The 24,886-nt window shown below is 41.2% G+C and carries 31 protein-coding genes; 29 read left to right on the top strand and 2 right to left on the bottom strand.

Annotated features, from left to right (window positions below):
• Positions 1-12: 12 nt before the first annotated feature.
• The 5 genes from rplA to rpoC all read left to right on the top strand — a co-directional run bounded on the left by rplA (position 13) and on the right by rpoC (position 10,009).
• Positions 13-711: a 50S ribosomal protein L1 gene (gene rplA, locus FDF36_RS18135; RefSeq protein WP_220392302.1), complete on the top strand. Its 699-nt coding sequence runs from the start codon at positions 13-15 to the stop codon at positions 709-711.
• 15 nt (positions 712-726) lie between these two features.
• Positions 727-1,239, top strand: a complete 513-nt coding sequence (gene rplJ / locus FDF36_RS18140) for a 50S ribosomal protein L10 (RefSeq protein WP_005791518.1) — start codon at positions 727-729, stop codon at positions 1,237-1,239.
• Between the two features lie 48 nt (positions 1,240-1,287).
• Complete coding sequence (rplL, locus tag FDF36_RS18145) at positions 1,288-1,662, top strand: 50S ribosomal protein L7/L12 (protein WP_005782165.1); 375 nt, start codon at positions 1,288-1,290, stop codon at positions 1,660-1,662.
• 104 nt (positions 1,663-1,766) lie between these two features.
• On the top strand, positions 1,767-5,579 hold the full coding sequence (rpoB, locus tag FDF36_RS18150) for a DNA-directed RNA polymerase subunit beta (protein WP_220392303.1): 3,813 nt from the start codon (positions 1,767-1,769) through the stop codon (positions 5,577-5,579).
• A gap of 146 nt (positions 5,580-5,725) precedes the next feature.
• Positions 5,726-10,009, top strand: coding sequence for a DNA-directed RNA polymerase subunit beta' (rpoC, locus tag FDF36_RS18155; RefSeq protein WP_005804126.1), 4,284 nt, complete (start codon positions 5,726-5,728; stop codon positions 10,007-10,009).
• A 75-nt stretch (positions 10,010-10,084) separates the two neighbouring features.
• Here the strand turns inward: rpoC and FDF36_RS18160 are convergent, their stop codons facing one another.
• The gene (locus FDF36_RS18160) at positions 10,085-11,221 is read right to left on the bottom strand and encodes an acyltransferase (RefSeq protein ID WP_220392304.1); all 1,137 of its coding nucleotides are present in this window, start codon (positions 11,219-11,221) and stop codon (positions 10,085-10,087) included.
• A gap of 132 nt (positions 11,222-11,353) precedes the next feature.
• On the bottom strand, positions 11,354-11,863 hold the full coding sequence (locus FDF36_RS18165; protein ID WP_220392305.1) for a hypothetical protein: 510 nt from the start codon (positions 11,861-11,863) through the stop codon (positions 11,354-11,356).
• A gap of 191 nt (positions 11,864-12,054) precedes the next feature.
• On the opposite strand from FDF36_RS18165, the gene FDF36_RS18170 reads away from it, so the two are divergent.
• The 24 genes from FDF36_RS18170 (at position 12,055) to rplR (ending at position 24,882) form a co-directional block, all read left to right on the top strand.
• Positions 12,055-12,300: a GlsB/YeaQ/YmgE family stress response membrane protein gene (locus FDF36_RS18170; RefSeq protein ID WP_005791529.1), complete on the top strand. Its 246-nt coding sequence runs from the start codon at positions 12,055-12,057 to the stop codon at positions 12,298-12,300.
• Positions 12,301-12,362: 62 nt separating this feature from the next.
• Positions 12,363-12,623: a YtxH domain-containing protein gene (locus FDF36_RS18175; protein ID WP_220392306.1), complete on the top strand. Its 261-nt coding sequence runs from the start codon at positions 12,363-12,365 to the stop codon at positions 12,621-12,623.
• Between the two features lie 327 nt (positions 12,624-12,950).
• Complete coding sequence (locus FDF36_RS18180) at positions 12,951-13,262, top strand: DUF3467 domain-containing protein (protein WP_005791533.1); 312 nt, start codon at positions 12,951-12,953, stop codon at positions 13,260-13,262.
• A 247-nt stretch (positions 13,263-13,509) separates the two neighbouring features.
• Positions 13,510-13,911, top strand: a complete 402-nt coding sequence (rpsL, locus tag FDF36_RS18185) for a 30S ribosomal protein S12 (protein WP_005675419.1) — start codon at positions 13,510-13,512, stop codon at positions 13,909-13,911.
• A gap of 159 nt (positions 13,912-14,070) precedes the next feature.
• Positions 14,071-14,547: a 30S ribosomal protein S7 gene (gene rpsG / locus FDF36_RS18190; protein ID WP_005791536.1), complete on the top strand. Its 477-nt coding sequence runs from the start codon at positions 14,071-14,073 to the stop codon at positions 14,545-14,547.
• 53 nt (positions 14,548-14,600) lie between these two features.
• The gene (gene fusA / locus FDF36_RS18195) at positions 14,601-16,718 is read left to right on the top strand and encodes an elongation factor G (RefSeq protein ID WP_220392307.1); all 2,118 of its coding nucleotides are present in this window, start codon (positions 14,601-14,603) and stop codon (positions 16,716-16,718) included.
• An 83-nt stretch (positions 16,719-16,801) separates the two neighbouring features.
• The gene (rpsJ, locus tag FDF36_RS18200) at positions 16,802-17,107 is read left to right on the top strand and encodes a 30S ribosomal protein S10 (protein WP_005782187.1); all 306 of its coding nucleotides are present in this window, start codon (positions 16,802-16,804) and stop codon (positions 17,105-17,107) included.
• An 18-nt stretch (positions 17,108-17,125) separates the two neighbouring features.
• Positions 17,126-17,743 (top strand): 50S ribosomal protein L3, encoded by a 618-nt coding sequence (rplC, locus tag FDF36_RS18205; RefSeq protein ID WP_005782189.1) that lies wholly within the window; start codon positions 17,126-17,128, stop codon positions 17,741-17,743.
• Positions 17,743-18,369, top strand: coding sequence for a 50S ribosomal protein L4 (rplD, locus tag FDF36_RS18210; protein WP_220392308.1), 627 nt, complete (start codon positions 17,743-17,745; stop codon positions 18,367-18,369). Before rplC ends, rplD begins: the two co-directional genes overlap by 1 nt.
• Positions 18,370-18,385: 16 nt before the next feature.
• The gene (gene rplW / locus FDF36_RS18215) at positions 18,386-18,676 is read left to right on the top strand and encodes a 50S ribosomal protein L23 (protein WP_005791542.1); all 291 of its coding nucleotides are present in this window, start codon (positions 18,386-18,388) and stop codon (positions 18,674-18,676) included.
• A 5-nt stretch (positions 18,677-18,681) separates the two neighbouring features.
• Positions 18,682-19,506, top strand: a complete 825-nt coding sequence (rplB, locus tag FDF36_RS18220; protein ID WP_005791545.1) for a 50S ribosomal protein L2 — start codon at positions 18,682-18,684, stop codon at positions 19,504-19,506.
• 20 nt (positions 19,507-19,526) lie between these two features.
• Positions 19,527-19,796: a 30S ribosomal protein S19 gene (gene rpsS / locus FDF36_RS18225; RefSeq protein ID WP_005782197.1), complete on the top strand. Its 270-nt coding sequence runs from the start codon at positions 19,527-19,529 to the stop codon at positions 19,794-19,796.
• Positions 19,797-19,831: 35 nt separating this feature from the next.
• Entirely contained in the window at positions 19,832-20,242 is a 411-nt protein-coding gene (rplV, locus tag FDF36_RS18230) for a 50S ribosomal protein L22 (RefSeq protein WP_004291236.1), read from the top strand.
• 5 nt (positions 20,243-20,247) lie between these two features.
• Positions 20,248-20,982 (top strand): 30S ribosomal protein S3, encoded by a 735-nt coding sequence (gene rpsC, locus FDF36_RS18235; RefSeq protein ID WP_005782201.1) that lies wholly within the window; start codon positions 20,248-20,250, stop codon positions 20,980-20,982.
• A gap of 23 nt (positions 20,983-21,005) precedes the next feature.
• The gene (gene rplP, locus FDF36_RS18240) at positions 21,006-21,440 is read left to right on the top strand and encodes a 50S ribosomal protein L16 (RefSeq protein WP_005791549.1); all 435 of its coding nucleotides are present in this window, start codon (positions 21,006-21,008) and stop codon (positions 21,438-21,440) included.
• Between the two features lie 5 nt (positions 21,441-21,445).
• Positions 21,446-21,643 (top strand): 50S ribosomal protein L29, encoded by a 198-nt coding sequence (gene rpmC, locus FDF36_RS18245; RefSeq protein WP_005782204.1) that lies wholly within the window; start codon positions 21,446-21,448, stop codon positions 21,641-21,643.
• Positions 21,640-21,909, top strand: coding sequence for a 30S ribosomal protein S17 (rpsQ, locus tag FDF36_RS18250; RefSeq protein WP_005782206.1), 270 nt, complete (start codon positions 21,640-21,642; stop codon positions 21,907-21,909). The genes rpmC and rpsQ overlap by 4 nt, the downstream gene beginning before the upstream one ends.
• A gap of 2 nt (positions 21,910-21,911) precedes the next feature.
• The gene (gene rplN, locus FDF36_RS18255; RefSeq protein ID WP_004296340.1) at positions 21,912-22,277 is read left to right on the top strand and encodes a 50S ribosomal protein L14; all 366 of its coding nucleotides are present in this window, start codon (positions 21,912-21,914) and stop codon (positions 22,275-22,277) included.
• A 20-nt stretch (positions 22,278-22,297) separates the two neighbouring features.
• On the top strand, positions 22,298-22,618 hold the full coding sequence (gene rplX, locus FDF36_RS18260; RefSeq protein ID WP_005791554.1) for a 50S ribosomal protein L24: 321 nt from the start codon (positions 22,298-22,300) through the stop codon (positions 22,616-22,618).
• Positions 22,618-23,175 carry a 50S ribosomal protein L5 gene (gene rplE / locus FDF36_RS18265; protein WP_005791556.1) on the top strand — a complete coding sequence of 186 codons (558 nt, stop codon included), beginning with the start codon at positions 22,618-22,620 and terminating at the stop codon, positions 23,173-23,175. Before rplX ends, rplE begins: the two co-directional genes overlap by 1 nt.
• A 6-nt stretch (positions 23,176-23,181) precedes the next feature.
• Positions 23,182-23,481 (top strand): 30S ribosomal protein S14, encoded by a 300-nt coding sequence (gene rpsN, locus FDF36_RS18270; protein WP_005782211.1) that lies wholly within the window; start codon positions 23,182-23,184, stop codon positions 23,479-23,481.
• A gap of 54 nt (positions 23,482-23,535) precedes the next feature.
• On the top strand, positions 23,536-23,931 hold the full coding sequence (gene rpsH / locus FDF36_RS18275) for a 30S ribosomal protein S8 (RefSeq protein ID WP_005782213.1): 396 nt from the start codon (positions 23,536-23,538) through the stop codon (positions 23,929-23,931).
• 15 nt (positions 23,932-23,946) lie between these two features.
• Positions 23,947-24,516 (top strand): 50S ribosomal protein L6, encoded by a 570-nt coding sequence (rplF, locus tag FDF36_RS18280; RefSeq protein ID WP_005822127.1) that lies wholly within the window; start codon positions 23,947-23,949, stop codon positions 24,514-24,516.
• Positions 24,517-24,537: 21 nt separating this feature from the next.
• Positions 24,538-24,882, top strand: coding sequence for a 50S ribosomal protein L18 (rplR, locus tag FDF36_RS18285; protein ID WP_005782216.1), 345 nt, complete (start codon positions 24,538-24,540; stop codon positions 24,880-24,882).
• Positions 24,883-24,886 lie beyond the last annotated feature (4 nt).

Consider the following 24,886-nt stretch of genomic DNA (forward strand, 5'->3'; position numbering starts at 1 on the left):
ACTTCAATTGTAATGGGTAAACTGACAAAAAATCAAAAGTTAGCTGCAGGAAAAATTGAAGCAGGGAAAGCATACTCACTGAAAGAAGCTGCATCTTTGGTAAAGGAAATCACTTTTACTAAGTTTGATGCTTCATTAGATATTGATGTACGTTTAGGTGTTGATCCACGTAAAGCAAACCAAATGGTGAGAGGTGTCGTTTCACTTCCTCACGGTACTGGAAAGCAAGTACGTGTGTTGGTGCTTTGTACACCGGATGCTGAAGCTGCTGCAAAAGAAGCTGGTGCTGACTATGTTGGTCTTGACGAATATATTGAAAAGATCAAAGGTGGATGGACTGATATTGATGTGATTATCACTATGCCATCTATCATGGGTAAAATTGGTGCACTCGGTCGTGTGCTCGGTCCTCGCGGATTGATGCCAAATCCGAAGAGTGGTACCGTAACTATGGATGTTGCTAAAGCTGTAAGAGAAGTAAAACAAGGCAAGATCGACTTCAAAGTTGATAAGAGCGGTATTGTTCATACTTCAATTGGTAAAGTTTCATTCACTGTAGAGCAGATTCGCGACAATGCAAAAGAATTCATCTCTACATTGAATAAGTTGAAACCGACTGCAGCCAAGGGTACATATATTAAGAGTATTTATCTTTCTAGTACAATGAGTGCGGGTATCAAAATTGACCCGAAATCAGTAGAGGAAATCTAATAAAACAGAGTAACAATGAGAAAGGAAGATAAAAATACGATTATTGAGCAGATTGCTGCTACAGTACAGGAATATGGTCACTTCTATTTGGTAGATACAACAGCTATGAACGCTGCTGCAACAAGTGAATTGAGAAGAGCTTGTTTCAAGGCTGACATCAAATTGATGGTAGTTAAGAATACACTGCTTCACAAAGCACTTGAAAGCATTGAAGGTGATTTTTCTCCTCTTTATGATTCTTTGAAAGGTACAACAGCTGTAATGTTTTGCAACGTTGCAAACGCACCTGCTAAACTGATTAAGGATAAATCTAAAGACGGTATTCCGGGACTGAAAGCTGCATACGCAGAAGAAAGCTTCTATGTTGGTGCTGACCAGTTGGATGCTCTCGTAGCTATTAAGAGTAAAAATGAAGTTATTGCCGATATCGTTGCTCTGTTGCAATCACCGGCTAAGAATGTTATTTCTGCTCTTCAATCAGGTGGCAACACCCTTCACGGAGTTCTCAAAACTCTTGGTGAAAGATAATTATAACACATTTTATTTAGTAAATTAAACATTAAAATCATACAAAAAATGGCAGATTTGAAAGCTTTTGCAGAACAATTAGTTAACTTGACAGTAAAAGAAGTTAATGAACTTGCAACTATCCTTAAAGAAGAATATGGTATTGAACCTGCTGCTGCAGCTGTAGCTGTTGCTGCTGGTCCTGCAGCTGGTGCTGCTGCCGCAGAAGAAAAATCTTCTTTCGACGTAGTATTGAAGAGCGCTGGTGCAGCTAAACTTCAGGTTGTTAAGGCCGTTAAAGAAGCTTGTGGTCTTGGCTTGAAAGAAGCTAAGGACATGGTAGACGGTGCTCCTAGTGTAGTAAAAGAAGGTTTGGCTAAAGACGAAGCAGAATCATTGAAGAAAACATTGGAAGAAGCTGGAGCTGAAGTTGAACTTAAATAACATTAGCCTGGTTATCAGGTAATTCGGTTAAGAATCCTTCACAAGAGGATTCTTAACCTTTTTGTGTATATATTTAAAATTAAGTTCTCCAAATTCATTGACAGATGTCTTCAAATACTGTAAATCAAAGAGTTAATTTTGCTTCGACTAAGAATCCGCTTGAATATCCGGATTTCCTGGAAGTACAATTGAAGTCATTCCAAGACTTTCTACAACTAGATACCCCACCTGAGAAGCGTAAAAAAGAGGGATTGTATAAAGTATTTGCCGAAAACTTCCCAATTGCCGACACAAGAAACAATTTTGTTCTTGAGTTTCTGGACTATTATATTGATCCGCCGCGCTATACCATTGATGATTGTATAGAGCGTGGGCTCACATATAGTGTTCCATTGAAAGCGAAACTCAAGCTTTACTGTACAGACCCCGATCATGAGGATTTCGATACAGTGATTCAAGATGTGTTCCTTGGTCCTATACCTTACATGACTGACAAGGCAACTTTTGTCATCAATGGTGCTGAGCGTGTCGTTGTGTCGCAGCTTCACCGTTCTCCAGGCGTATTCTTCGGTCAGAGTGTACATGCCAATGGTACAAAATTGTATTCGGCCCGTATCATCCCGTTTAAGGGGTCATGGATTGAGTTTGCTACCGACATCAACAACGTGATGTATGCTTATATTGATCGTAAGAAGAAATTGCCTGTTACTACGCTGTTAAGAGCTATCGGCTTTGAGAATGACAAGGACATTCTTGAGATCTTCAACTTGGCTGAAGATGTGAAGGTTAATAAGACTAATCTCAAGAAGGTAGTAGGTCGTAAATTGGCTGCGCGTGTCTTGAAAACCTGGATTGAAGATTTCGTTGATGAAGATACTGGTGAAGTTGTTTCTATCGAACGCAATGAAGTTATTATCGATCGTGAAACAGTAATAGAACCAGAGCATGTAGATGAAATAATTGACTCGGGCGTTCAGAACATCCTTATTCACAAGGAAGAGCCGAACCAGTCCGACTACTCTATTATATACAATACCCTTCAGAAAGACCCGAGTAACTCGGAAAAGGAAGCTGTGCTTTATATCTACCGTCAGTTGCGTAATGCAGATCCTGCTGATGATGCCAGTGCCCGTGAGGTTATCAATAATCTGTTCTTCTCTGAAAAACGGTATGACCTTGGTGATGTAGGTCGTTACAGAATCAACAAGAAGTTGAACCTGACGACAGACATGGACGTACGTGTCCTCACTAAAGAAGATATTATCGAGATCATTAAATATCTGATTGAGCTGATTAACTCAAAGGCAGATGTGGATGATATCGACCACTTGAGCAACCGTCGCGTACGTACTGTAGGCGAACAATTGTCCAATCAGTTCGCTGTTGGTCTGGCACGTATGTCACGCACGATCCGCGAGCGAATGAACGTTCGTGACAACGAGGTGTTTACTCCGATTGATCTGATCAATGCGAAGACTATTTCTTCTGTGATCAATTCATTCTTCGGAACTAACGCATTGTCGCAGTTCATGGACCAGACAAACCCGTTGGCTGAAATCACTCACAAACGTCGTATGTCTGCTCTTGGTCCTGGTGGTTTGTCTCGTGAACGTGCCGGATTTGAGGTTCGTGACGTTCACTATACACACTACGGACGCCTTTGCCCGATTGAGACACCAGAAGGCCCGAATATCGGTTTGATTTCGTCACTTTGTGTGTTTGCCAAGATCAATGACCTTGGTTTCATTGAGACTCCTTACCGTAAAGTAGATAATGGTAAAGTGGATCTTTCAGAGAACGGACTTGTTTACTTGACAGCTGAAGAAGAAGAAGCTAAGATCATCGCACAAGGTAATGCTCCGCTGAATGATGACGGAACATTTATCCGTAATAAGGTTAAGTCTCGTCAGGATGCCGATTATCCGGTTGTAGAACCTTCAGAAGTAGAGTTGATGGATGTTGCTCCTCAGCAGATTGCATCTATCGCTGCATCTTTGATTCCGTTCCTTGAACATGATGACGCTAACCGTGCGTTGATGGGATCGAACATGATGCGCCAGGCAGTCCCTTTGTTAAGAAGCGAAGCTCCAATTGTAGGTACAGGTATTGAACGCCAGCTGGTGCGTGATTCACGTACTCAGATTGCTGCCGAAGGTGATGGAGTGATTGATTTTGTAGATGCTACTACTATTCGTATTCTATACGATCGTACAGAAGATGAAGAATTTGTAAGTTTTGAGCCGGCATTAAAAGAATATAGAATACCGAAGTTCCGTAAAACGAACCAGAATATGACAATCGACCTTTGCCCAACTTGCAATAAAGGTGATCGTGTGACGAAAGGTCAGATTCTGACAGAAGGTTATTCTACCGAAAATGGAGAACTCGCTTTGGGTAAGAACCTGTTGGTTGCTTACATGCCTTGGAAAGGTTATAATTACGAGGATGCTATCGTGCTGAACGAACGTGTGGTTCGTGAAGACTTGCTGACTTCAGTGCACGTAGAAGAGTATTCACTCGAAGTTCGTGAAACCAAGCGAGGAATGGAAGAGTTGACTTCTGATATTCCTAACGTAAGTGAGGAAGCCACTAAGGATTTGGACGAGAATGGTATCGTACGTGTCGGTGCACGTATTCAGCCGGGGGATATATTGATCGGTAAGATCACACCGAAAGGTGAATCTGATCCTTCTCCGGAAGAAAAATTGCTTCGTGCCATCTTTGGTGATAAAGCCGGTGATGTGAAAGATGCTTCTTTGAAAGCATCTCCTTCTCTGAAGGGGGTAATTATTGATAAGAAATTGTTCTCACGTGTCATCAAGAACCGTAGCTCTAAGTTGGCTGATAAGGCATTGCTTCCGAAGATAGACGATGAATTTGAGTCTAAAGTAGCTGACTTGAAACGTATCTTGGTAAAGAAATTGATGGTATTGACAGAAGGAAAGGTATCTCAGGGCGTGAAAGATTACTTGGGAGCTGAAGTCATAGCTAAAGGCTCTAAGTTTAATGCTTCTGACTTCGATTCACTTGATTTCACAGCGATTCAGCTGAGCGACTGGACCAATGATGATCATGCGAATGGTATGATTCGTGACTTGATCCTGAACTTTATCAAGAAGTACAAAGAACTTGATGCTGAACTGAAGCGTAAAAAGTTCGCTATTACAATCGGTGATGAACTGCCTGCAGGTATCATTCAGATGGCGAAAGTATATATTGCTAAAAAACGTAAGATTGGTGTAGGTGATAAGATGGCCGGACGTCACGGTAATAAAGGTATTGTGTCACGTGTTGTTCGTCAAGAAGACATGCCGTTCCTTGAAGATGGAACTCCGGTAGACATTGTATTGAACCCGTTGGGTGTGCCTTCTCGTATGAATATCGGTCAGATTTTTGAGGCTGTTCTCGGACGTGCCGGAAAGAATTTGGGTGTGAAGTTCGCTACGCCGATTTTTGACGGTGCAACTTTGGATGACTTGAACGAGTGGACAGACAAAGCCGGTCTACCACGCTATTGCAAAACTTATCTTTGTGATGGTGGTACAGGCGAACGCTTTGACCAACCAGCAACCGTAGGTGTTACCTATATGTTGAAACTCGGTCACATGGTTGAAGACAAGATGCACGCACGTTCTATCGGACCATACTCATTGATTACTCAGCAACCTCTTGGTGGTAAAGCTCAGTTTGGTGGTCAGCGTTTCGGAGAGATGGAGGTTTGGGCACTCGAAGGTTTCGGTGCATCGCATATTCTCCAGGAGATTCTGACAATCAAGTCGGACGACGTTGTTGGACGTTCTAAGGCTTACGAGGCCATTGTAAAGGGCGAACCCATGCCACAGCCGGGTATTCCGGAATCTCTGAACGTGTTGTTGCACGAATTAAGAGGATTGGGCCTGAGCATCAATTTGGAATAATGAACTAATGTGCCAATATGCCAATGTATCGATCAAGGTACATTGGCTGTGGCATTTCATAATTAGCATATTTTCTTATTGGCACATTGGCATCAGCCAATCGGCACATTATTTAGTTAATTAGCATATTATATAATTATAAAAGTATGGCTTTTAGAAAAGAAAATAAGATCAAGAGCAATTTCTCGAAAATCTCTATCGGTTTGGCTTCTCCGGAAGAAATCCTTGAGAATTCGAGTGGTGAAGTATTAAAGCCTGAAACCATCAACTATCGTACATACAAACCTGAGCGTGACGGTTTGTTCTGCGAGCGTATCTTCGGCCCGATCAAAGACTACGAATGCCATTGCGGTAAATATAAACGCATCCGTTATAAAGGTATTGTCTGCGACCGTTGTGGTGTAGAAGTTACTGAAAAGAAAGTACGTCGCGAACGTATGGGACATATCCAGCTTGTCGTGCCTGTAGCTCACATCTGGTATTTCCGTTCGCTGCCTAATAAGATCGGTTATTTGTTGGGACTACCCACCAAGAAACTCGATTCTATCATTTACTACGAACGTTATGTTGTCATTCAGCCGGGTGTGAAAGCTGAAGACGGTATCGCCGAATTTGATCTGTTGTCAGAAGAAGAATACTTGGATATTCTTGATACTCTTCCTAAAGATAATCAGTATCTGGAAGATACAGACCCCAACAAGTTTATTGCTAAAATGGGAGCCGAAGCGATCTATGATCTGCTTGCCCGTCTCGATCTTGATGCATTATCCTATGAGTTGCGTCACCGTGCCGGAAATGATGCTTCGCAACAGCGTAAGAATGAGGCTTTGAAGCGTCTTCAGGTGGTAGAATCATTCCGTGCATCACGTGGACGTAATAAGCCGGAATGGATGATCGTACGTATTGTACCAGTAATTCCGCCCGAACTTCGTCCGTTGGTTCCGTTGGATGGGGGGCGTTTCGCTACATCCGATTTGAACGACCTTTATCGTCGTGTGATTATCCGTAACAATCGTTTGAAACGATTGATTGAAATTAAGGCTCCCGAAGTGATTCTCCGTAATGAGAAACGTATGCTTCAGGAATCTGTCGATTCACTGTTTGATAACTCACGTAAATCCAGTGCTGTTAAGACTGATGCCAACCGTCCGTTGAAATCTTTGTCCGACAGCCTGAAAGGTAAGCAAGGACGTTTCCGTCAAAACTTGCTGGGTAAGCGTGTTGACTATTCGGCCCGTTCGGTAATTGTTGTTGGTCCGGAGTTGAGAATGCACGAATGCGGTATCCCTAAATTGATGGCTGCTGAGTTATACAAGCCATTCATTATCCGTAAGTTGATTGAGCGTGGTATCGTAAAGACCGTGAAGTCTGCTAAGAAAATTGTGGATCGTAAGGAACCAGTGATCTGGGATATTCTTGAACATGTAATGAAGGGTCATCCGGTATTGTTGAACCGTGCTCCGACGCTTCACCGTCTCGGTATTCAGGCTTTCCAGCCTAAGATGATCGAAGGTAAAGCTATCCAATTGCACCCGTTGGCATGTACAGCGTTCAATGCCGACTTTGATGGTGACCAGATGGCTGTTCACTTGCCTTTGAGCAACGAGGCAGTACTTGAAGCACAAATGTTGATGCTGGCTTCTCACAATATTCTGAATCCTGCAAATGGTGCTCCTATTACCGTTCCTTCACAGGATATGGTGCTTGGTTTGTACTATATCACCAAACTCCGTAAAGGTGCAAAAGGTGAGGGACTCACATTCTATGGACCCGAAGAAGCGTTGATAGCTTACAATGAAGGCAAAGTAGATATTCACGCTCCGGTGAAGGTTATCGTAAAAGACCTTGACGAAAATGGAAATATCGTTGATGTAATGCGTGAGACTTCAGTAGGTCGTGTGATTGTGAACGAGATTGTTCCGCCTGAAGTCGGATACATCAATACTATTATTTCAAAGAAATCATTGCGTGACATTATTAGTGCTGTAATCAAAGCTTGTGGTGTTGCTCGGACTGCTGACTTCCTTGATGGAATTAAAAATTTAGGCTACAAGATGGCCTTTCAGGGTGGTCTGTCATTCAACTTGGGTGATATCATTATCCCGAAAGAGAAAGAGACACTCGTTCAGAGAGGTTATGAAGAGGTAGAGCAGGTGATCAGTAACTATAATATGGGTTTCATCACCAATAATGAACGTTACAACCAGGTAATTGATATCTGGACACATGTTAACTCTGAATTGTCTAACATTTTGATGAAAACTATTTCTTCAGATGATCAGGGTTTCAACTCTGTGTACATGATGCTTGATTCCGGTGCCCGTGGTTCTAAAGAGCAGATCCGTCAGCTCTCCGGTATGCGTGGTTTGATGGCAAAACCGCAGAAGGCTGGTGCTGAAGGTGGTCAGATCATCGAGAACCCTATCTTGTCTAACTTTAAAGAGGGACTTTCTGTGTTGGAGTACTTTATCTCTACTCACGGTGCCCGTAAAGGTTTGGCTGATACCGCTTTGAAGACTGCCGATGCGGGATACTTGACTCGTCGTCTGGTAGACGTTTCGCATGATGTGATTATTAATGAAGAAGACTGCGGTACGCTTCGCGGACTGGTTTGTACTGACCTCAAGAACAATGACGAAGTTATTGCTACTCTGTACGAACGTATCCTCGGTCGTGTATCCGTACACGATATTATTCATCCTCAGACCGGTGAATTACTGGTTGCTGGTGGTGAAGAAATTACAGAAGATATCGCCAAGAAGATTCAGGAATCTCCGATTGAAAGTGTCGAGATTCGTTCGGTATTGACTTGCGAATCGAAGAAGGGGGTTTGTGCGAAGTGCTACGGTCGTAATCTGGCTACGAACCATATGGTTCAGAAAGGTGAAGCTGTCGGTGTAATTGCTGCCCAGTCTATCGGTGAGCCCGGTACACAGTTGACGCTGCGTACATTCCATGCCGGTGGTACGGCTGCCAACATCGCAGCGAACGCAAGTATTGTAGCTAAAAATAATGCCCGTTTGGAATTTGAAGAGCTCCGTACGGTTGATATTGTGGACGAAACTGGTGAGGCTGCCAAAGTGGTAGTAGGTCGTTTGGCTGAGGTTCGTTTTATTGATGTCAATACAGGCATTGTACTTTCTACCCATAACGTTCCTTACGGTTCTACACTTTATGTAGCCGATGGTGAAGTGGTAGAAAAAGGTAAACTGATTGCGAAATGGGATCCATTCAACGCTGTTATCATAACCGAAGCTACTGGTAAGATTGAGTTTGAGGGTGTCATTGAAAATGTTACTTATAAGATTGAATCGGATGAAGCGACCGGACTTAGAGAAATTATTATTATTGAGTCTAAAGATAAGACTAAAGTTCCTTCGGCTCACATCCTGACCGAAGACGGTGATCTTATCCGTACATATAATTTACCTGTAGGTGGACACGTAGTGATCGAAAACGGCCAAAAGGTGAAAGCTGGTGAGGTAATCGTTAAGATTCCGCGTGCTGTGGGTAAGGCCGGTGATATTACCGGTGGTCTTCCCCGTGTTACTGAGTTGTTTGAAGCACGTAACCCGTCGAATCCCGCTGTCGTATCCGAAATTGATGGAGAGGTTACTATGGGTAAAGTGAAACGTGGTAATCGCGAAATCATCGTTACATCTAAGACTGGTGAAGTGAAGAAATACCTTGTTCCGCTGTCTAAGCAGATTCTGGTACAGGAGAATGACTACGTTCGTGCAGGTACTCCATTGTCCGATGGTGCTACGACTCCGGCTGATATTTTGGCTATTAAAGGTCCTACGGCTGTACAGGAATACATCGTGAATGAAGTTCAGGACGTATATCGTTTACAGGGTGTGAAGATCAATGATAAGCATTTTGAGATCATTGTTCGCCAGATGATGCGTAAAGTGACTATCGACGAACCGGGCGATACACGCTTCCTTGAACAGCAGGTAGTGGACAAACTCGAGTTTATGGAAGAGAATGACCGCATTTGGGGTAAGAAAGTGGTTGTAGATGCCGGAGATTCTGAAAACCTGAAAGCCGGTCAGATTGTCACAGCCCGCAAGTTGCGTGACGAAAACAGTATGCTGAAACGCCGTGACCTTAAACCGGTTGAAGTGCGTGATGCTGTTGCTGCAACTTCTACCCAGATTCTTCAGGGTATTACTCGTGCCGCATTGCAAACTTCAAGCTTCATGTCTGCCGCTTCTTTCCAGGAGACAACTAAGGTACTGAATGAGGCTGCTATCAATGGCAAGATAGATAAGTTGGAAGGTATGAAGGAGAATGTAATTTGCGGTCATCTGATTCCGGCCGGTACAGGTCTTCGCGAGTTTGATAAGATCATTGTAGGCTCTAAAGAAGAATATGATCGTATCCTGGCTAATAAGAAGACAGTGCTTGACTATAACGAAGTAGAATAATACAATTCAATTGACTATAGCTGAAAAAGAGCAATTGCCGTAAAGGTGATTGCTCTTTTTTTAGTTTATGTTACGTTACCGGATGAAGCGATTGGTCAATTTGCTTTTTGACATTAGCCAAACGATGACATAGCATGTCAGGAATACAATACAGGCCATACAGATAATTCGTACAGTATACGGCAGCAACTCTGTATCCAGTAAATCGTAAGCAACGAATACAAATACATAATGGCTCAGATAAATGCCGAATGCGAGTGATGCCATGTGTGATAACCTGTGGTTTGAAGGTACCTTTATCTTCTGTACGATTACAAAAACCGGGAAGGTCATCATGAATACGTTGATACCTGCAAAGTACCACACAATTTCCAGATAAGCATAATTTCCCGGAAAGTAATTTTGTGTGATGACATACCCATAAGATGTGATCAGGTATCCTGTCAGAAACATTGGGATGGTAATACTCAATAGTTTCTTCCAACTCCATTTCAGTGGATATTTTGTGAGATAATAAGCCAGCAGAAGATATCCGATAAAACCGGAGAAATAATAAAAGGTACCATAGTCATTCCAGTCACAGACTCCCCATAAACCTATGTTCCCGTAATTGCCCTGATAGCCTAGTGCTGGAGCGAACATTTTTACATACGGAGCAATCAGGCTGATTCCCCAAATGCCTAAGAATAATTTTAGTTCTTTCTTTGAAACTTTTTCCAGCCAACCGCTGATAATAGGCATTATCAAATATAACCCAATCAACATATAAAGATACCACAACGGGACTGTGTCAAAATTGAAATTGAATATAAATGTATATAGTTTGAACCATAAAGCTTCAAGACTGTGGTCTGGCATCGAGATCAGTGGATTTTGAGTATCGGGATTGATATAATTCAGATATATGAAATACAAAACAGGCAAGACCAGTGACCAGAAAATCATTGGAGGAATCAGGCGTCCTATCCTTTTCTTATAGAACGCTGCCATGTTGGTTTGTACGGGTAATAGCAATACCCCGGTCATCATAACAAAAATGGGAACACACGGGCGCATCAGGCTTCCTAAAAACACTCCTGTTAAGAACGATTCCCGATTGGCATCAAATTGGCCGATAAATGCATCGCAACTATGCGAAAAAATAACAAAGAAACAAGCGAGTACCCTTAACAGGTCAATCCAACCTATATTCTCTTTCTTTTTTAATTCCATGATATAATTGATTTAAATGTGTTAATGTGAAAAATGTACAATCTGTGATGCTGTTATTATTATTATTAAATTCATTCTATTACCTTTACTTTGTTCAGGGTGGGTAATGTGTTCCCCCCGATAGAAGCCGGTTTACTTTGGAGCGTCTTGGTTGAATGCGTCGGAAACCTTGTTTTTGTATTGTGTATACCGCTCACGGAATGATAATGGCAATCGCCTTTTATGTCTGCGATGAAATTTCTGATATATGTTCTGGTGAATGATTCCTCTCCACTCGGACGGTTCCATATTACTTTTATGGAATCCGATAATTATTCTGATAGAAATGGTATGAAATAATATATTTTTCCAAGTTGTTGCAAGCTTCTCACTTGGGCTGCTATAGTGTAGTTTTTCCGTGTTGAGTGTGATGTCTCCTTCATACGAAAAAGAAGTCGGGATCCTTTTTGCATTCACCGTCTGGTGAGATTGTGTGATGATTGCCCCTTCTGTGGACGAGGAGTAATTGGAATAGATTTCTTCCAGTAGTAACAGCTGTTTTTTAGTGAGCCGATAGAGTGTTCTAAGGAGTATGGGTAACAAGCAGATTCCTTCGTCCGATATTTTAAATTGCTTTTTTATACTGTAATTAATATTTTTCATAGCCCTTAAGATTTTCTTTTGGACAAAGATAATCTCTTTTACCAAGTATTACAATGCGTCTATTCGAAAAACAGATCAGATTTTACTGTTTTCAGCGTCCGGTTTATCAATAGTCGTTAATTCCTTCTTTATTTTCCGAACATTCCTGTACCTGCAGCGTTCCTATATCAAAACAATATAAATCAAGCATTATGAATTTTATCTGGTACATTTTGATAGGTATCCTTGCCGGTTATTTTGCCGGTAAGATAATGCGTGGAGGAGGATTCGGCCTTTTGGTCAATCTCTTATTAGGGATTATAGGCGGTGTGCTGGGTGGTTGGGTGTTTGCCCTTTTAGGACTGGCAGCAACCGGAATTATCGGTAGTCTGATTACTTCGGTTGTTGGCGCGATCTTATTTCTCTGGATAGCCTCCTTCTTCAGCCGCTCCCGGTGAGGGGAGTATTTTTCGCAATGAGACAGTATTGTTTATTGTGGTTATATAAAAATTAATAGTTTATGGGAAGTGGAAATGCAAAATTCCTGGTAGGACTTGGAATCGGTTCTGCCATCGGTGCGCTGGTTTATCATTTTTCGCGCACGGCGAAAGCTAAAAAACTGAAAAATGATGTGTTCAATGCTCTTCATGAAATAGAGGCTGATGCCGAACTGGCAGTAGTCGAAGCAAAAGACAAAGCTGTGAAGACTGGTGCCAAAGTAGCCGGAAAAGTAGCTGATAAAGCGACTGAGGTGAAAGAAAAATTGACACCTAACTCTTGATAGTGAACGGTAGATAATGAACGGTGAACGGTAAATTGGAATGCAGTAATTAATGCATTGAGTTTATCGTTCACTGCTTTTTGTTGATTTCCGCTTTGCGGAATCTATTTTAATATAACCTGAGATAATTTAAAATCCATTCTTGTTTTTTTCTTCAAATATCTGTTTTTTCCAGATATTGATTAAAAAAGGTTTTGGATTCAGATAAAAAAGTGTTTTCGTATGCCTTGCATTCTGTGGAAAAGAGTGCAAGGCATTTGTCTTTACTATAAAACATAATCTGTATCTTTGTAGCAGAAGAATTAGAATCAATCAATAATAAAAGATATGGAAAATCAAAATCCCGATAATCAATTACAAATAGAATTAAAAGAGGAAGTGGCTCAAGGAACCTATGCGAATCTGGCTATCATTACACATTCAAGTTCGGAATTTGTACTCGACTTTGTGCGCGTATTGCCCGGGTTGCCAAAAGCAGGAGTGCAGTCGCGCGTGATTCTTGCTCCCGAACATGCCAAACGTTTGCAAAGAGCGCTTGAAGAAAATATAGCTAAATATGAACGTGCATTCGGTCCTATCCGATTGCAGGAAGACGGAGTGGATACCCCTCCCATATTAGATATAAAAGGAGAAGCCTGAAAATAAAAAGGGTGTAGCCATCCGGTGCGATGGGTGTAGCCATTCGAGAGGGAGGGTGTAGCCATAATGTACGGATGGCTACACCTAAAAATCTTTCTGATGAAATGATTTTCCGGAAATAAGCTCTTAAAAATTAAAAAAAAGATGTAGTGCATTGATTATTCAAATATTATTCGTATTTTTGCAGCCCAAAATGTATAGTTACGAAATTAATATAACAATAATATAAATTAAAAAACAATTTAAAATGCCTACAATTCAGCAATTAGTAAGAAAAGGACGCGAAGTGCTGGTCGAGAAAAGTAAATCTCCGGCCTTGGATTCTTGTCCTCAAAGACGTGGCGTTTGCGTGAGAGTATATACTACTACTCCGAAAAAGCCGAACTCTGCAATGCGTAAAGTAGCTCGTGTGCGTTTGACTAACCAGAAAGAGGTGAACTCTTATATTCCGGGAGAAGGACACAACTTGCAGGAGCACTCAATCGTACTGGTTCGCGGTGGTCGTGTGAAAGACCTTCCGGGTGTACGTTACCACATCGTTCGCGGTACTCTTGATACAGCAGGTGTAGCCGGACGTACTCAGAGACGTTCAAAATACGGAGCTAAGCGTCCGAAACCGGGACAAGCAGCACCGGCTAAGAAGAAATAATCCGGAGTGATTCCGAATTCGATTTATTTTAATTAAAAGTAATAACTTTCGTTTTAGTTTGTTGGAATAAGCTATAAAGGTTGAGTAAATTCCCTGGAGGGGGAGTTGAAGATGTCAAGAAATAGACAACCAAGAACAAAAACATTATTTTTCGAACAAATGAGAAAAGCAAAACCAAAAAAACGCGTTATCCTTCCGGATCCCGTGTTCAATGACCAGAAGGTTTCTAAATTTGTAAACCATCTGATGTATGATGGAAAGAAGAACACTTCTTATGAAATCTTTTACGCTGCACTGGAAACAGTAAAAGCAAAACTTCCTAACGAAGAAAAAACAGCTCTTGAAATCTGGAAGAAAGCGTTAGATAACGTAACTCCTCAAGTTGAAGTAAAATCACGCCGTGTGGGTGGTGCAACTTTCCAGGTTCCTACCGAAATTCGTCCGGATCGTAAAGAATCAATCTCAATGAAGAACCTGATTCTGTTCGCTCGCAAGAGAGGCGGTAAATCTATGGCTGATAAATTGGCTGCTGAAATCATGGATGCATTCAATGAACAAGGCGGTGCTTTCAAACGTAAAGAAGATATGCACAGAATGGCTGAAGCTAACCGTGCATTTGCTCATTTCAGATTCTAATTACTATAAGAAATACCTATTTGATTAAAAACTTAAAGTAAAGGAAAAAGAAAATGGCAAAGAATGATTTACATTTGACTCGTAATATCGGTATCATGGCTCACATCGATGCCGGAAAGACAACAACTTCTGAACGTATCCTGTTCTACACCGGATTGACTCACAAAATCGGTGAGGTACACGATGGTGCTGCAACAATGGACTGGATGGAGCAAGAGCAGGAACGTGGTATTACTATCACTTCTGCCGCTACAACTACTCGTTGGAAGTATGCTGGTGATACTTATAAAATCAACCTGATTGACACTCCGGGACACGTGGACTTTACTGCTGAGGTAGAACGTTCACTGCGTATCCTTGATGGTGCTGTCGCTGCTTACTGTGCTGTAGGTGGTGTAGAGCCTCAGTCGGAAACTGTATGGCGTCAGGCTGACAAATATAACGTACCGCGTATCGCTTACGTTAACAAAATGGACCGTTCGGGTGCTGACTTTTTTGAAGTTGTTCGCCAGATGAAGGCTGTTTTGGGTGCAAATCCGTGTCCGGTTGTTATTCCTATCGGTGCAGAAGAAAACTTCAAAGGATTGGTTGATCTGATCAAAATGAAAGCTATCTACTGGCACGACGAAACAATGGGTGCTGACTATACTGTAGAAGAAATTCCTGCTAACCTCGTTGATGAAGCCAACGAATGGAGAGATAAAATGCTTGAAAAAGTAGCTGAATTTGATGATGCATTGATGGAAAAATACTTTGATGATCCTTCTACTATTACAGAAGAAGAAGTATTGAGAGCACTTCGCAATGCAACTGTTCAGATGGCTGTAGTTCCGATGTTGTGCGGTTCTTCATTCAAGAATAAGGGCGTACAGACTTTGCTTGACTATGTTTGTGCTTTCTTGCCTTCTCCGTTGGATACTGAAAACGTAATTGGTACAAACCCTGATACTGGTGCCGAGGAAGATCGTAAACCAAGTGAAGACGATAAAACTTCAGCTTTGGCATTCAAGATCGCTACTGACCCGTATGTAGGACGTTTGACTTTCTTCCGTGTATACTCTGGTAAGATTGAGGCAGGTTCTTATATCTACAACTCTCGTTCAGGTAAGAAAGAGCGTGTTTCTCGTCTGTTCCAGATGCACTCAAACAAACAGAACCCGGTAGAAGTGATTGGTGCCGGTGACATTGGTGCCGGTGTAGGTTTTAAGGATATTCACACTGGTGATACACTGTGTGACGAAACAGCTCCGATCGTTCTTGAGTCAATGGACTTCCCGGAACCGGTAATCGGTATTGCTGTGGAACCGAAAACTCAGAAGGATATGGACAAACTGTCTAACGGTTTGGCTAAACTGGCTGAAGAAGATCCGACATTCACAGTGAAAACTGACGAACAAACAGGTCAGACAGTTATTTCCGGTATGGGTGAGCTTCACTTGGATATCATTATCGACCGTCTGAAACGTGAATTCAAAGTAGAATGTAACCAGGGTAAACCTCAGGTTAACTACAAAGAAGCTATCACTAAGACAGTTAACTTGCGTGAGGTCTATAAGAAACAATCCGGTGGTCGTGGTAAGTTTGCTGATATTATTGTGAATATCGGCCCGGTTGATGAAGACTTTACTCAAGGTGGCCTGCAATTCGTTGATGAAGTGAAGGGTGGTAACATTCCTAAGGAATTCATTCCTTCAGTTCAGAAAGGTTTCCAGAGTGCAATGAAGAATGGTGTGTTGGCTGGCTATCCGCTGGATTCATTGAAAGTGACTTTGGTCGATGGTTCATTCCACCCGGTTGACTCAGACCAGTTGTCTTTCGAAATCTGTGCTATTCAGGCATATAAGAACGCTTGTGCTAAGGCAGGTCCTGTATTGATGGAACCTATCATGAAACTGGAAGTCGTTACTCCGGAAGAAAACATGGGTGACGTTATCGGTGACTTGAACAAACGCCGTGGCCAGGTTGAAGGTATGGAGTCAAGCCGTTCAGGAGCCCGTATCGTAAAAGCAATGGTTCCGTTGGCAGAAATGTTCGGTTACGTAACCGCGTTGCGTACTATCACTTCTGGTCGTGCCACTTCATCAATGGTATACTCTCATCACGCTCAGGTTTCTAACTCTATTGCTAAGGCAGTATTGGAAGAAGTGAAGGGACGTGCTGATTTACTCTAAAAAATATCTTAAGCAGCAGGCTAGCGAATGACTCTTAGCCTGCCGCTTTATCTTATTTATAAATTTATTAATTAAAAGAACTAATGAGTCAGAAAATTAGAATTAAACTGAAATCTTACGACCACAACTTGGTTGACAAATCAGCTGAGAAGATCGTTAGAACAGTGAAGGCTACCGGTGCTATTGTTAGCGGACCGATTCCCCTTCCGACGCACAAGCGTATCTTTACAGTGAACCGCTCTACTTTCGTTAACAAGAAATCAAGAGAGCAGTTTGAACTTTCTTCATTCAAGAGACTGATCGATATCTATAGCTCAACAGCTAAGACTGTAGATGCTCTGATGAAGTTAGAGTTGCCGAGTGGTGTAGAAGTAGAAATTAAAGTGTAGTATTTAAAAATTAGTGAAATGCCAGGATTATTAGGAAAAAAAATCGGAATGACATCCGTTTTCAGTGCCGATGGTAAGAATGTACCATGCACTGTTATCGAAGCAGGTCCTTGTGTTGTTACTCAGGTAAAGACCGTAGAGAAAGATGGCTATGCAGCCGTTCAGTTGGGTTTCCAGGACAAAAAGGAAAAACATACAACTAAACCGTTGATGGGTCACTTCAAAAAGGCTGGAGTAACACCGAAGAGACACTTGGCCGAGTTCAAGGAATTTGAAAACGAGTTAAATCTGGGTGATACTGTTACAGTAGAACTGTTCGACGGCGCAGACTATGTAGACGTTGTTGGTACTTCTAAAGGTAAAGGCTTCCAGGGTGTAGTTAAAAGACATGGCTTTGGTGGTGTAGGTCAATCTACTCACGGTCAGCACAACCGTGCCCGTAAACCGGGTTCTATCGGTGCTTGTTCGTATCCTGCAAAAGTGTTCAAAGGAATGCGCATGGGCGGACAAATGGGTGGCGACAGAGTTACTGTTCAAAACTTACAGGTATTAAAAGTAATCGCGGAACACAATCTTCTTTTGATCAAGGGTTCTGTACCGGGTTGCAAAGGTTCAATCGTATTAATTGAAAAATAATGGAAGTTAACGTATATAACATTAAAGGTGAAGACACTGGAAGAAAGGTTACGTTAAACGAATCTATCTTCGGAATTGAGCCCAATGACCACGCTATCTATCTGGACGTAAAGCAATTTATGGCTAACCAGCGTCAGGGTACTCACAAGTCAAAAGAGAGAAGCGAAATCAGCGGATCTACTCGTAAAATCGGTCGTCAGAAAGGTGGCGGCGGTGCTCGTCGTGGTGACATGAATTCACCGGTACTCGTAGGTGGTGGACGTGTATTTGGTCCTAAACCAAGAGACTACTACTTCAAGCTGAATAAAAAAGTTAAGACATTGGCTCGTAAGTCAGCTTTGTCGTATAAAGCTCAGGACAACGCAATCGTAGTGGTGGAAGACTTCAACTTTGAGGCTCCGAAGACTAAGGTTTTCGTTGAAATGACAAAAAATCTTAAAGTTTCTGACAAAAAGCTGCTTGTAGTTTTACCAGAAGCAAATAAAAATGTATATTTGTCAGCTCGTAACATCAAAGGTGCTAACGTTCAGACTATCTCAGGATTAAATACTTACAGAGTATTGAATGCTGGGGTTGTTGTGCTTACTGAAAGCTCTTTGAAGGCTATTGACAATATCTTAATCTAAAAAGGAGGCTTAAATAATGGGAATTATTATTAAACCGTTGGTGACAGAGAAAATGACTGCAATAACTGATAAGCTGAATCGTTTCGGCTTTATTGTACGTCCTGAAGCTAATAAACTGGAAATTAAGAGTGAAGTTGAAGCCCTTTATAATGTTACGGTAGTTGATGTGAATACTGTGAAGTATGCTGGCAAAAATAAGAGCCGTTATACAAAAGCAGGTATCATCAATGGTCGTACGAACGCTTTTAAGAAAGCCATCGTGACATTGAAAGAAGGAGATACTATTGATTTTTATAGCAATATTTAATAAAAATGGCAGTACGTAAATTTAAGCCCACAACACCGGGGCAAAGACATAAGATTATTGGTACTTTCGAGGAAATTACTGCATCAGTACCAGAAAAGTCGCTTGTATATGGTAAAAAATCATCTGGTGGTCGTAACAACGAAGGTAAGATGACAATGCGCTACTTAGGTGGCGGTCATAGAAAAGTGATCAGAATTGTCGATTTCAAGAGAAATAAAGACGGTGTTCCGGCAGTTGTAAAAACGATCGAATATGATCCGAACCGTTCGGCTCGTATCGCATTGTTGTTTTATGCTGATGGTGAAAAAAGATATATTATTGCTCCCAATGGATTGCAAGTTGGTGCGACTTTGATGTCGGGAGAGAACGCTGCGCCTGAGATTGGTAATGCGCTTCCGCTTCAGAATATCCCGGTCGGTACAGTAATTCACAACATTGAATTGCGTCCGGGTCAGGGTGCTGCTTTGGTTAGATCAGCAGGTAACTTCGCTCAGCTGACTTCAAGAGAAGGTAAGTATTGTGTAATCAAATTGCCTTCAGGTGAAGTAAGACAAATACTTAGCACTTGTAAAGCTACTATCGGTAGCGTTGGTAACTCAGATCATGGATTGGAAAGCTCAGGTAAGGCAGGTCGCTCTCGTTGGCAGGGCCGTCGTCCTCGCAACCGTGGTGTTGTTATGAACCCGGTTGATCACCCGATGGGTGGTGGTGAAGGACGTGCTTCCGGAGGTCACCCGAGATCTCGTAAGGGATTGTACGCTAAGGGACTTAAGACTAGAGCTCCGAAGAAACAATCGTCTAAGTACATTATTGAGAGAAGAAAAAAGTAATCTGATTAATTGAGTAAACTATGAGTCGTTCATTAAAAAAAGGTCCATATATTAACGTAAAACTCGAAAAGAAAGTGCTTGCCATGAATGAATCAGGCAAGAAAGTTGTCGTTAAGACTTGGTCCAGAGCTTCAATGATTTCGCCTGATTTTGTAGGCCATACAGTTGCAGTTCACAACGGAAATAAATTTATTCCTGTATATGTTACCGAAAATATGGTAGGTCACAAGTTGGGTGAATTCGCTCCAACTCGTACATTCAGAGGACACGCTGGTAACAAGAAAAAATAACAGGATTTATCTGAAATAATAAAGTAATAAATATAATGGGAGCAAGAAAAAAAATATCGGCTGAAAAGAGAAAAGAAGCCCTTAAAACCATGTATTTTGCTAAATTGCAAAATGTTCCTACTTCTCCTCGCAAAATGCGTCTCGTGGCTGACATGATTCGTGGGATGGAAGTGAACAGAGCACTTGGCGTTTTGAAGTTTTCTTCAAAAGAAGCAGCTGCAAGAGTGGAAAAATTGTTGCGCTCTGCAATTGCTAACTGGGAGCAGAAAAACGAACGTAAAGCTGAAAGTGGCGAATTATTCGTAACGAAGATTTTTGTTGATGGTGGTGCTACACTCAAAAGAATGAGACCGGCTCCGCAGGGAAGAGGATACAGAATTCGCAAACGTTCAAATCACGTAACATTGTTCGTTGGTTCTAAAAGTAATAACGAAGATCAAAATTAAGGTAGATGGGACAAAAAGTTAATCCAATAAGCAACCGTTTAGGAATTATCAGAGGATGGGATTCTAACTGGTATGGTGGAAATGATTACGGTGACTCTTTGCTGGAAGATAGCAAGATCCGTAAATATCTTAATGCAAGACTTGCGAAAGCAAGTGTATCAAGAATCGTAATTGAACGTACGCTGAAGCTCGTTACTATTACTGTTTGCACTGCTCGTCCGGGTATTATTATCGGTAAAGGTGGCCAGGAAGTTGATAAGTTGAAGGAAGAGTTGAAAAAGGTTACCGACAAAGATATTCAGATCAATATCTTTGAAGTGAAAAGACCGGAACTGGATGCTGTGATTGTTGCTAACAACATCGCTCGTCAGGTAGAAGGTAAAATTGCCTATCGCCGTGCCATTAAAATGGCTATCGCAAATACAATGCGTATGGGTGCGGAAGGTATCAAAATTCAGATTTCAGGACGTTTGAATGGAGCTGAAATGGCCCGTTCTGAAATGTATAAGGAAGGAAGAACTCCGTTACACACTTTCAGAGCAGATATCGACTATTGCCATGCTGAAGCATTGACAAAAGTAGGTCTTCTCGGTATTAAAGTTTGGATTTGTAGAGGTGAAGTTTTTGGTAAGAGAGAATTGGCTCCGAACTTTACACAAAGCAAAGAAAGTGGTCGTGGAAACAATGGTGGAAACAACGGCGGCGGAAAGAACTTCAAAAGAAAGAAAAATAATCGCTAAACGAATTTGAATTTTAGGAAACTATGTTACAACCGAAAAAGACAAAATTCAGAAGACAACAAAAGGGCCGGGCTAAAGGTAATGCACAAAGAGGCAACCAGCTCGCTTTTGGTTCTTTTGGTATTAAGGCTTTAGAAACTAAATGGATCACAGGCCGACAGATTGAAGCTGCTCGTATTGCAGTGACAAGATATATGCAACGTCAGGGACAGATTTGGATTCGTATTTTCCCGGATAAACCGATTACTAGAAAACCTGCTGATGTACGTATGGGTAAAGGTAAGGGTAGCCCCGAAGGATTCGTGGCTCCGGTTACACCAGGTAGAATTATTATTGAAGCTGAAGGAGTATCTTACGAGATCGCGAAAGAAGCATTGCGTTTAGCAGCTCAGAAACTTCCGATTACTACGAAGTTTGTCGTGAGACGTGATTATGATATTCAAAATCAAAATGCGTAAGGTTTATGAAAATTGCAGAAATTAAAGAAATGTCTACCAATGATTTGGTAGAAAGAGTAGAAGCAGAAGTGGTTAACTACAACCAAATGGTTATCAATCATTCTATTTCTCCTTTGGAAAATCCTGCGCAGATCAAACAATTACGCAGGACGATTGCGCGTATGAGAACAGAGTTACGCCAAAGAGAACTTAACAATAAATGATCAGCTTGATGGAAGCAAGAAATTTAAGAAAAGAAAGAACAGGGGTTGTGCTGAGCAATAAAATGGATAAAACCGTTACAGTTGCTGCTAAGTTCAAGGAAAAACACCCTATATATGGTAAGTTCGTTAGCAAAACGAAGAAGTACCATGCTCACGATGAAAAGAATGAATGCAATGTAGGTGATACTGTACGCATCATGGAAACTCGTCCTTTGAGCAAGACTAAAAGATGGAGATTAGTAGAAATAATTGAAAGAGCTAAGTAATTATGATACAAGTAGAATCCAGACTTACAGTATGTGACAACAGTGGAGCTAAAGAAGCCCTGTGTATCCGTGTTTTGGGTGGTACAGGTCGTCGTTATGCTTCAGTGGGGGATGTTATTGTCGTTTCTGTAAAGAGCGTTATCCCTTCAAGTGATGTTAAAAAGGGTGCAGTGTCAAAAGCTTTGATCGTACGTACTAAGAAAGAAATCCGTCGTCCCGATGGTTCTTATATACGTTTTGATGATAATGCTTGCGTGTTGTTGAATAATGCAGGTGAAATTAGAGGTAGTCGTATTTTCGGTCCTGTAGCAAGAGAACTTCGTGCTACAAACATGAAAGTTGTGTCACTTGCGCCTGAGGTACTTTAATTTTGTAAAAGATTTAAGTAATGAGTAAATTACATATTAAAAAAGGCGATACAGTTTACGTAAATGCTGGTGAAGACAAAGGTAAAACTGGTCGTGTATTGAAGGTTCTTGTTAAAGAAGGACGTGCAATAGTTGAAGGTATCAATATGGTATCTAAAAGCACAAAACCAAATGCAAAGAACCCGCAGGGTGGTATAGTTAAGCAGGAAGCTCCTATCCACATTTCAAACTTGAATCCGGTTGATCCAAAAACTGGTAAAGCAACGCGTGTTGGTAGAAAAGTAAGTTCTGAGGGAACTTTAGTGCGTTATTCTAAAAAATCAGGAGAGGAGATTAAGTAATGAGTAATACTGCAAGCCTTAAGAAAGAATATGCAGAGCGCATTGCTCCTGCATTGAAGTCACAATTCCAGTATTCTTCTACAATGCAGATACCCGTACTTAAGAAGATTGTTATCAATCAAGGTTTAGGTATGGCTGTTGCTGATAAGAAGATTATCGAAGTGGCAATCAACGAAATGACAGCTATCACCGGTCAGAAAGCCGTAGCTACTATTTCGCGTAAAGATATCGCTAACTTTAAGTTGCGTAAGAAAATGCCGATCGGAGTTATGGTAACTCTGCGTCGTGAAAGAATGTACGAATTCCTGGAAAAATTGGTTCGCGTGGCTTTGCCGCGTATCCGTGACTTCAAAGGTATTGAAACTAAGTTCGATGGTAAGGGTAACTATACCCTTGGTATTCAGGAACAAATCATTTTCCCTGAAATTAATATCGATAGTATTACCAGAATTCTCGGAATGAATATTACCTTTGTAACCTCTGCGCAAACAGATGAAGAAGGTTATGCCTTATTGAAAGAATTCGGTTTACCGTTTAAAAACGCTAAAAAAGACTGATAAATTATGGCAAAGGAATCAATGAAAGCACGCGAAGTAAAGCGTGCTAAATTAGTAGCCAAATATGCCGAAAAGAGAGCTGCCTTGAAGCAGATTGTGAGAACCGGAGATCCTGCTGAAGCTTTTGAAGCTGCACAGAAATTACAGGAGCTTCCTAAGAATTCTAATCCGATTCGTATGCACAATCGCTGCAAATTGACTGGTCGTCCTAAAGGATATATCCGTCAGTTCGGTGTTTCAAGAATCCAGTTCCGTGAGATGGCATCTAATGGGCTGATCCCAGGTGTAAAAAAAGCAAGCTGGTAAATATATTGTTTAAATATTGTCAGGGTAGTCCTGATTAATTTAATTATTTTTTATATGACTGATCCAATAGCAGATTATTTGACGAGGTTAAGGAACGCAATTAATGCAAAGCACAGAGTTGTAGAAGTTCCTGCTTCAAATTTGAAAAAAGAAATCACTAAGATTCTTTTTGAAAAAGGCTACATTCTTAATTACAAGTTTGTAGAAGATGGTCCTCAAGGAACTATTAAAGTTGCCTTGAAGTATGATTCTGTTAACAAAGTTAACGCAATCAAAAAACTTGAAAGAATATCTTCTCCGGGTATGCGTCAGTATACTGGTTACAAAGATATGCCGCGTGTTATTAATGGTTTGGGTATTGCTATAATATCTACTTCCAAAGGTGTAATGACAAACAAAGAAGCTGCAGAACTGAAAATCGGTGGTGAAGTATTGTGTTATGTATATTAATAGGAGGAAAAAGCAATGTCAAGAATAGGAAAATTACCCATTAGTATTCCCGCTGGAGTAACAGTTACTCTGAAAGATGATGTGGTTACTGTAAAAGGACCCAAAGGTGAACTTAGCCAGTATGTGAACCCGGCTATCAATGTTGCTATTGAAGATGGACACATCACTTTAACTGAAAACGAAAATGCAATGCTGGATAATCCCAAGCAGAAACATGCATTTCACGGTTTGTATCGTTCATTAGTACATAACATGGTTATTGGTGTTTCTGAAGGATATAAGAAAGAATTGGAGCTTGTTGGTGTTGGTTACCGTGCTTCTAATCAAGGAAATATCATTGAATTAGCATTAGGATACACACACAATATCTTTATACAGTTGCCTCCTGAAGTCAAAGTAGAGACAAAATCAGAAAGAAATAAGAATCCTCTTATTCTTTTAGAGTCTTGTGACAAACAATTGCTTGGTCAAGTTTGCTCTAAGATACGTTCTTTCCGTAAGCCCGAACCGTATAAAGGTAAAGGTATTAAGTTTGTTGGCGAGGAAATTCGCAGAAAGTCTGGTAAATCAGCCGGTGCTAAGTAATTTACGTAAATTTGTATTATTATGACAACAAAAATAGAAAGACGAATTAAGATCAAATATAGAGTACGCAATAAAGTGTCAGGTACTGCTGCACGTCCGCGTATGAGTGTATTTAGAAGTAACAAGCAAATCTATGTCCAGATTATCGACGATTTGTCGGGTAAGACATTGGCTGCTGCCTCTTCATTGGGTATGACTGAGAAGTTGCCTAAGAAAGAAGTTGCTGCTAAAGTGGGTGAGATGATAGCGAAAAAAGCTCAGGAAGCAGGTATTACGACTGTTGTTTTCGACCGTAATGGTTACTTGTATCATGGGAGAGTAAAAGAAGTAGCTGATGCTGCTCGTAACGGTGGACTTAAATTTTAATCAT

Origin of the sequence: Bacteroides fragilis, from assembly GCF_019583405.1 — a bacterium.
Taxonomy (GTDB): domain Bacteria; phylum Bacteroidota; class Bacteroidia; order Bacteroidales; family Bacteroidaceae; genus Bacteroides; species Bacteroides fragilis_B.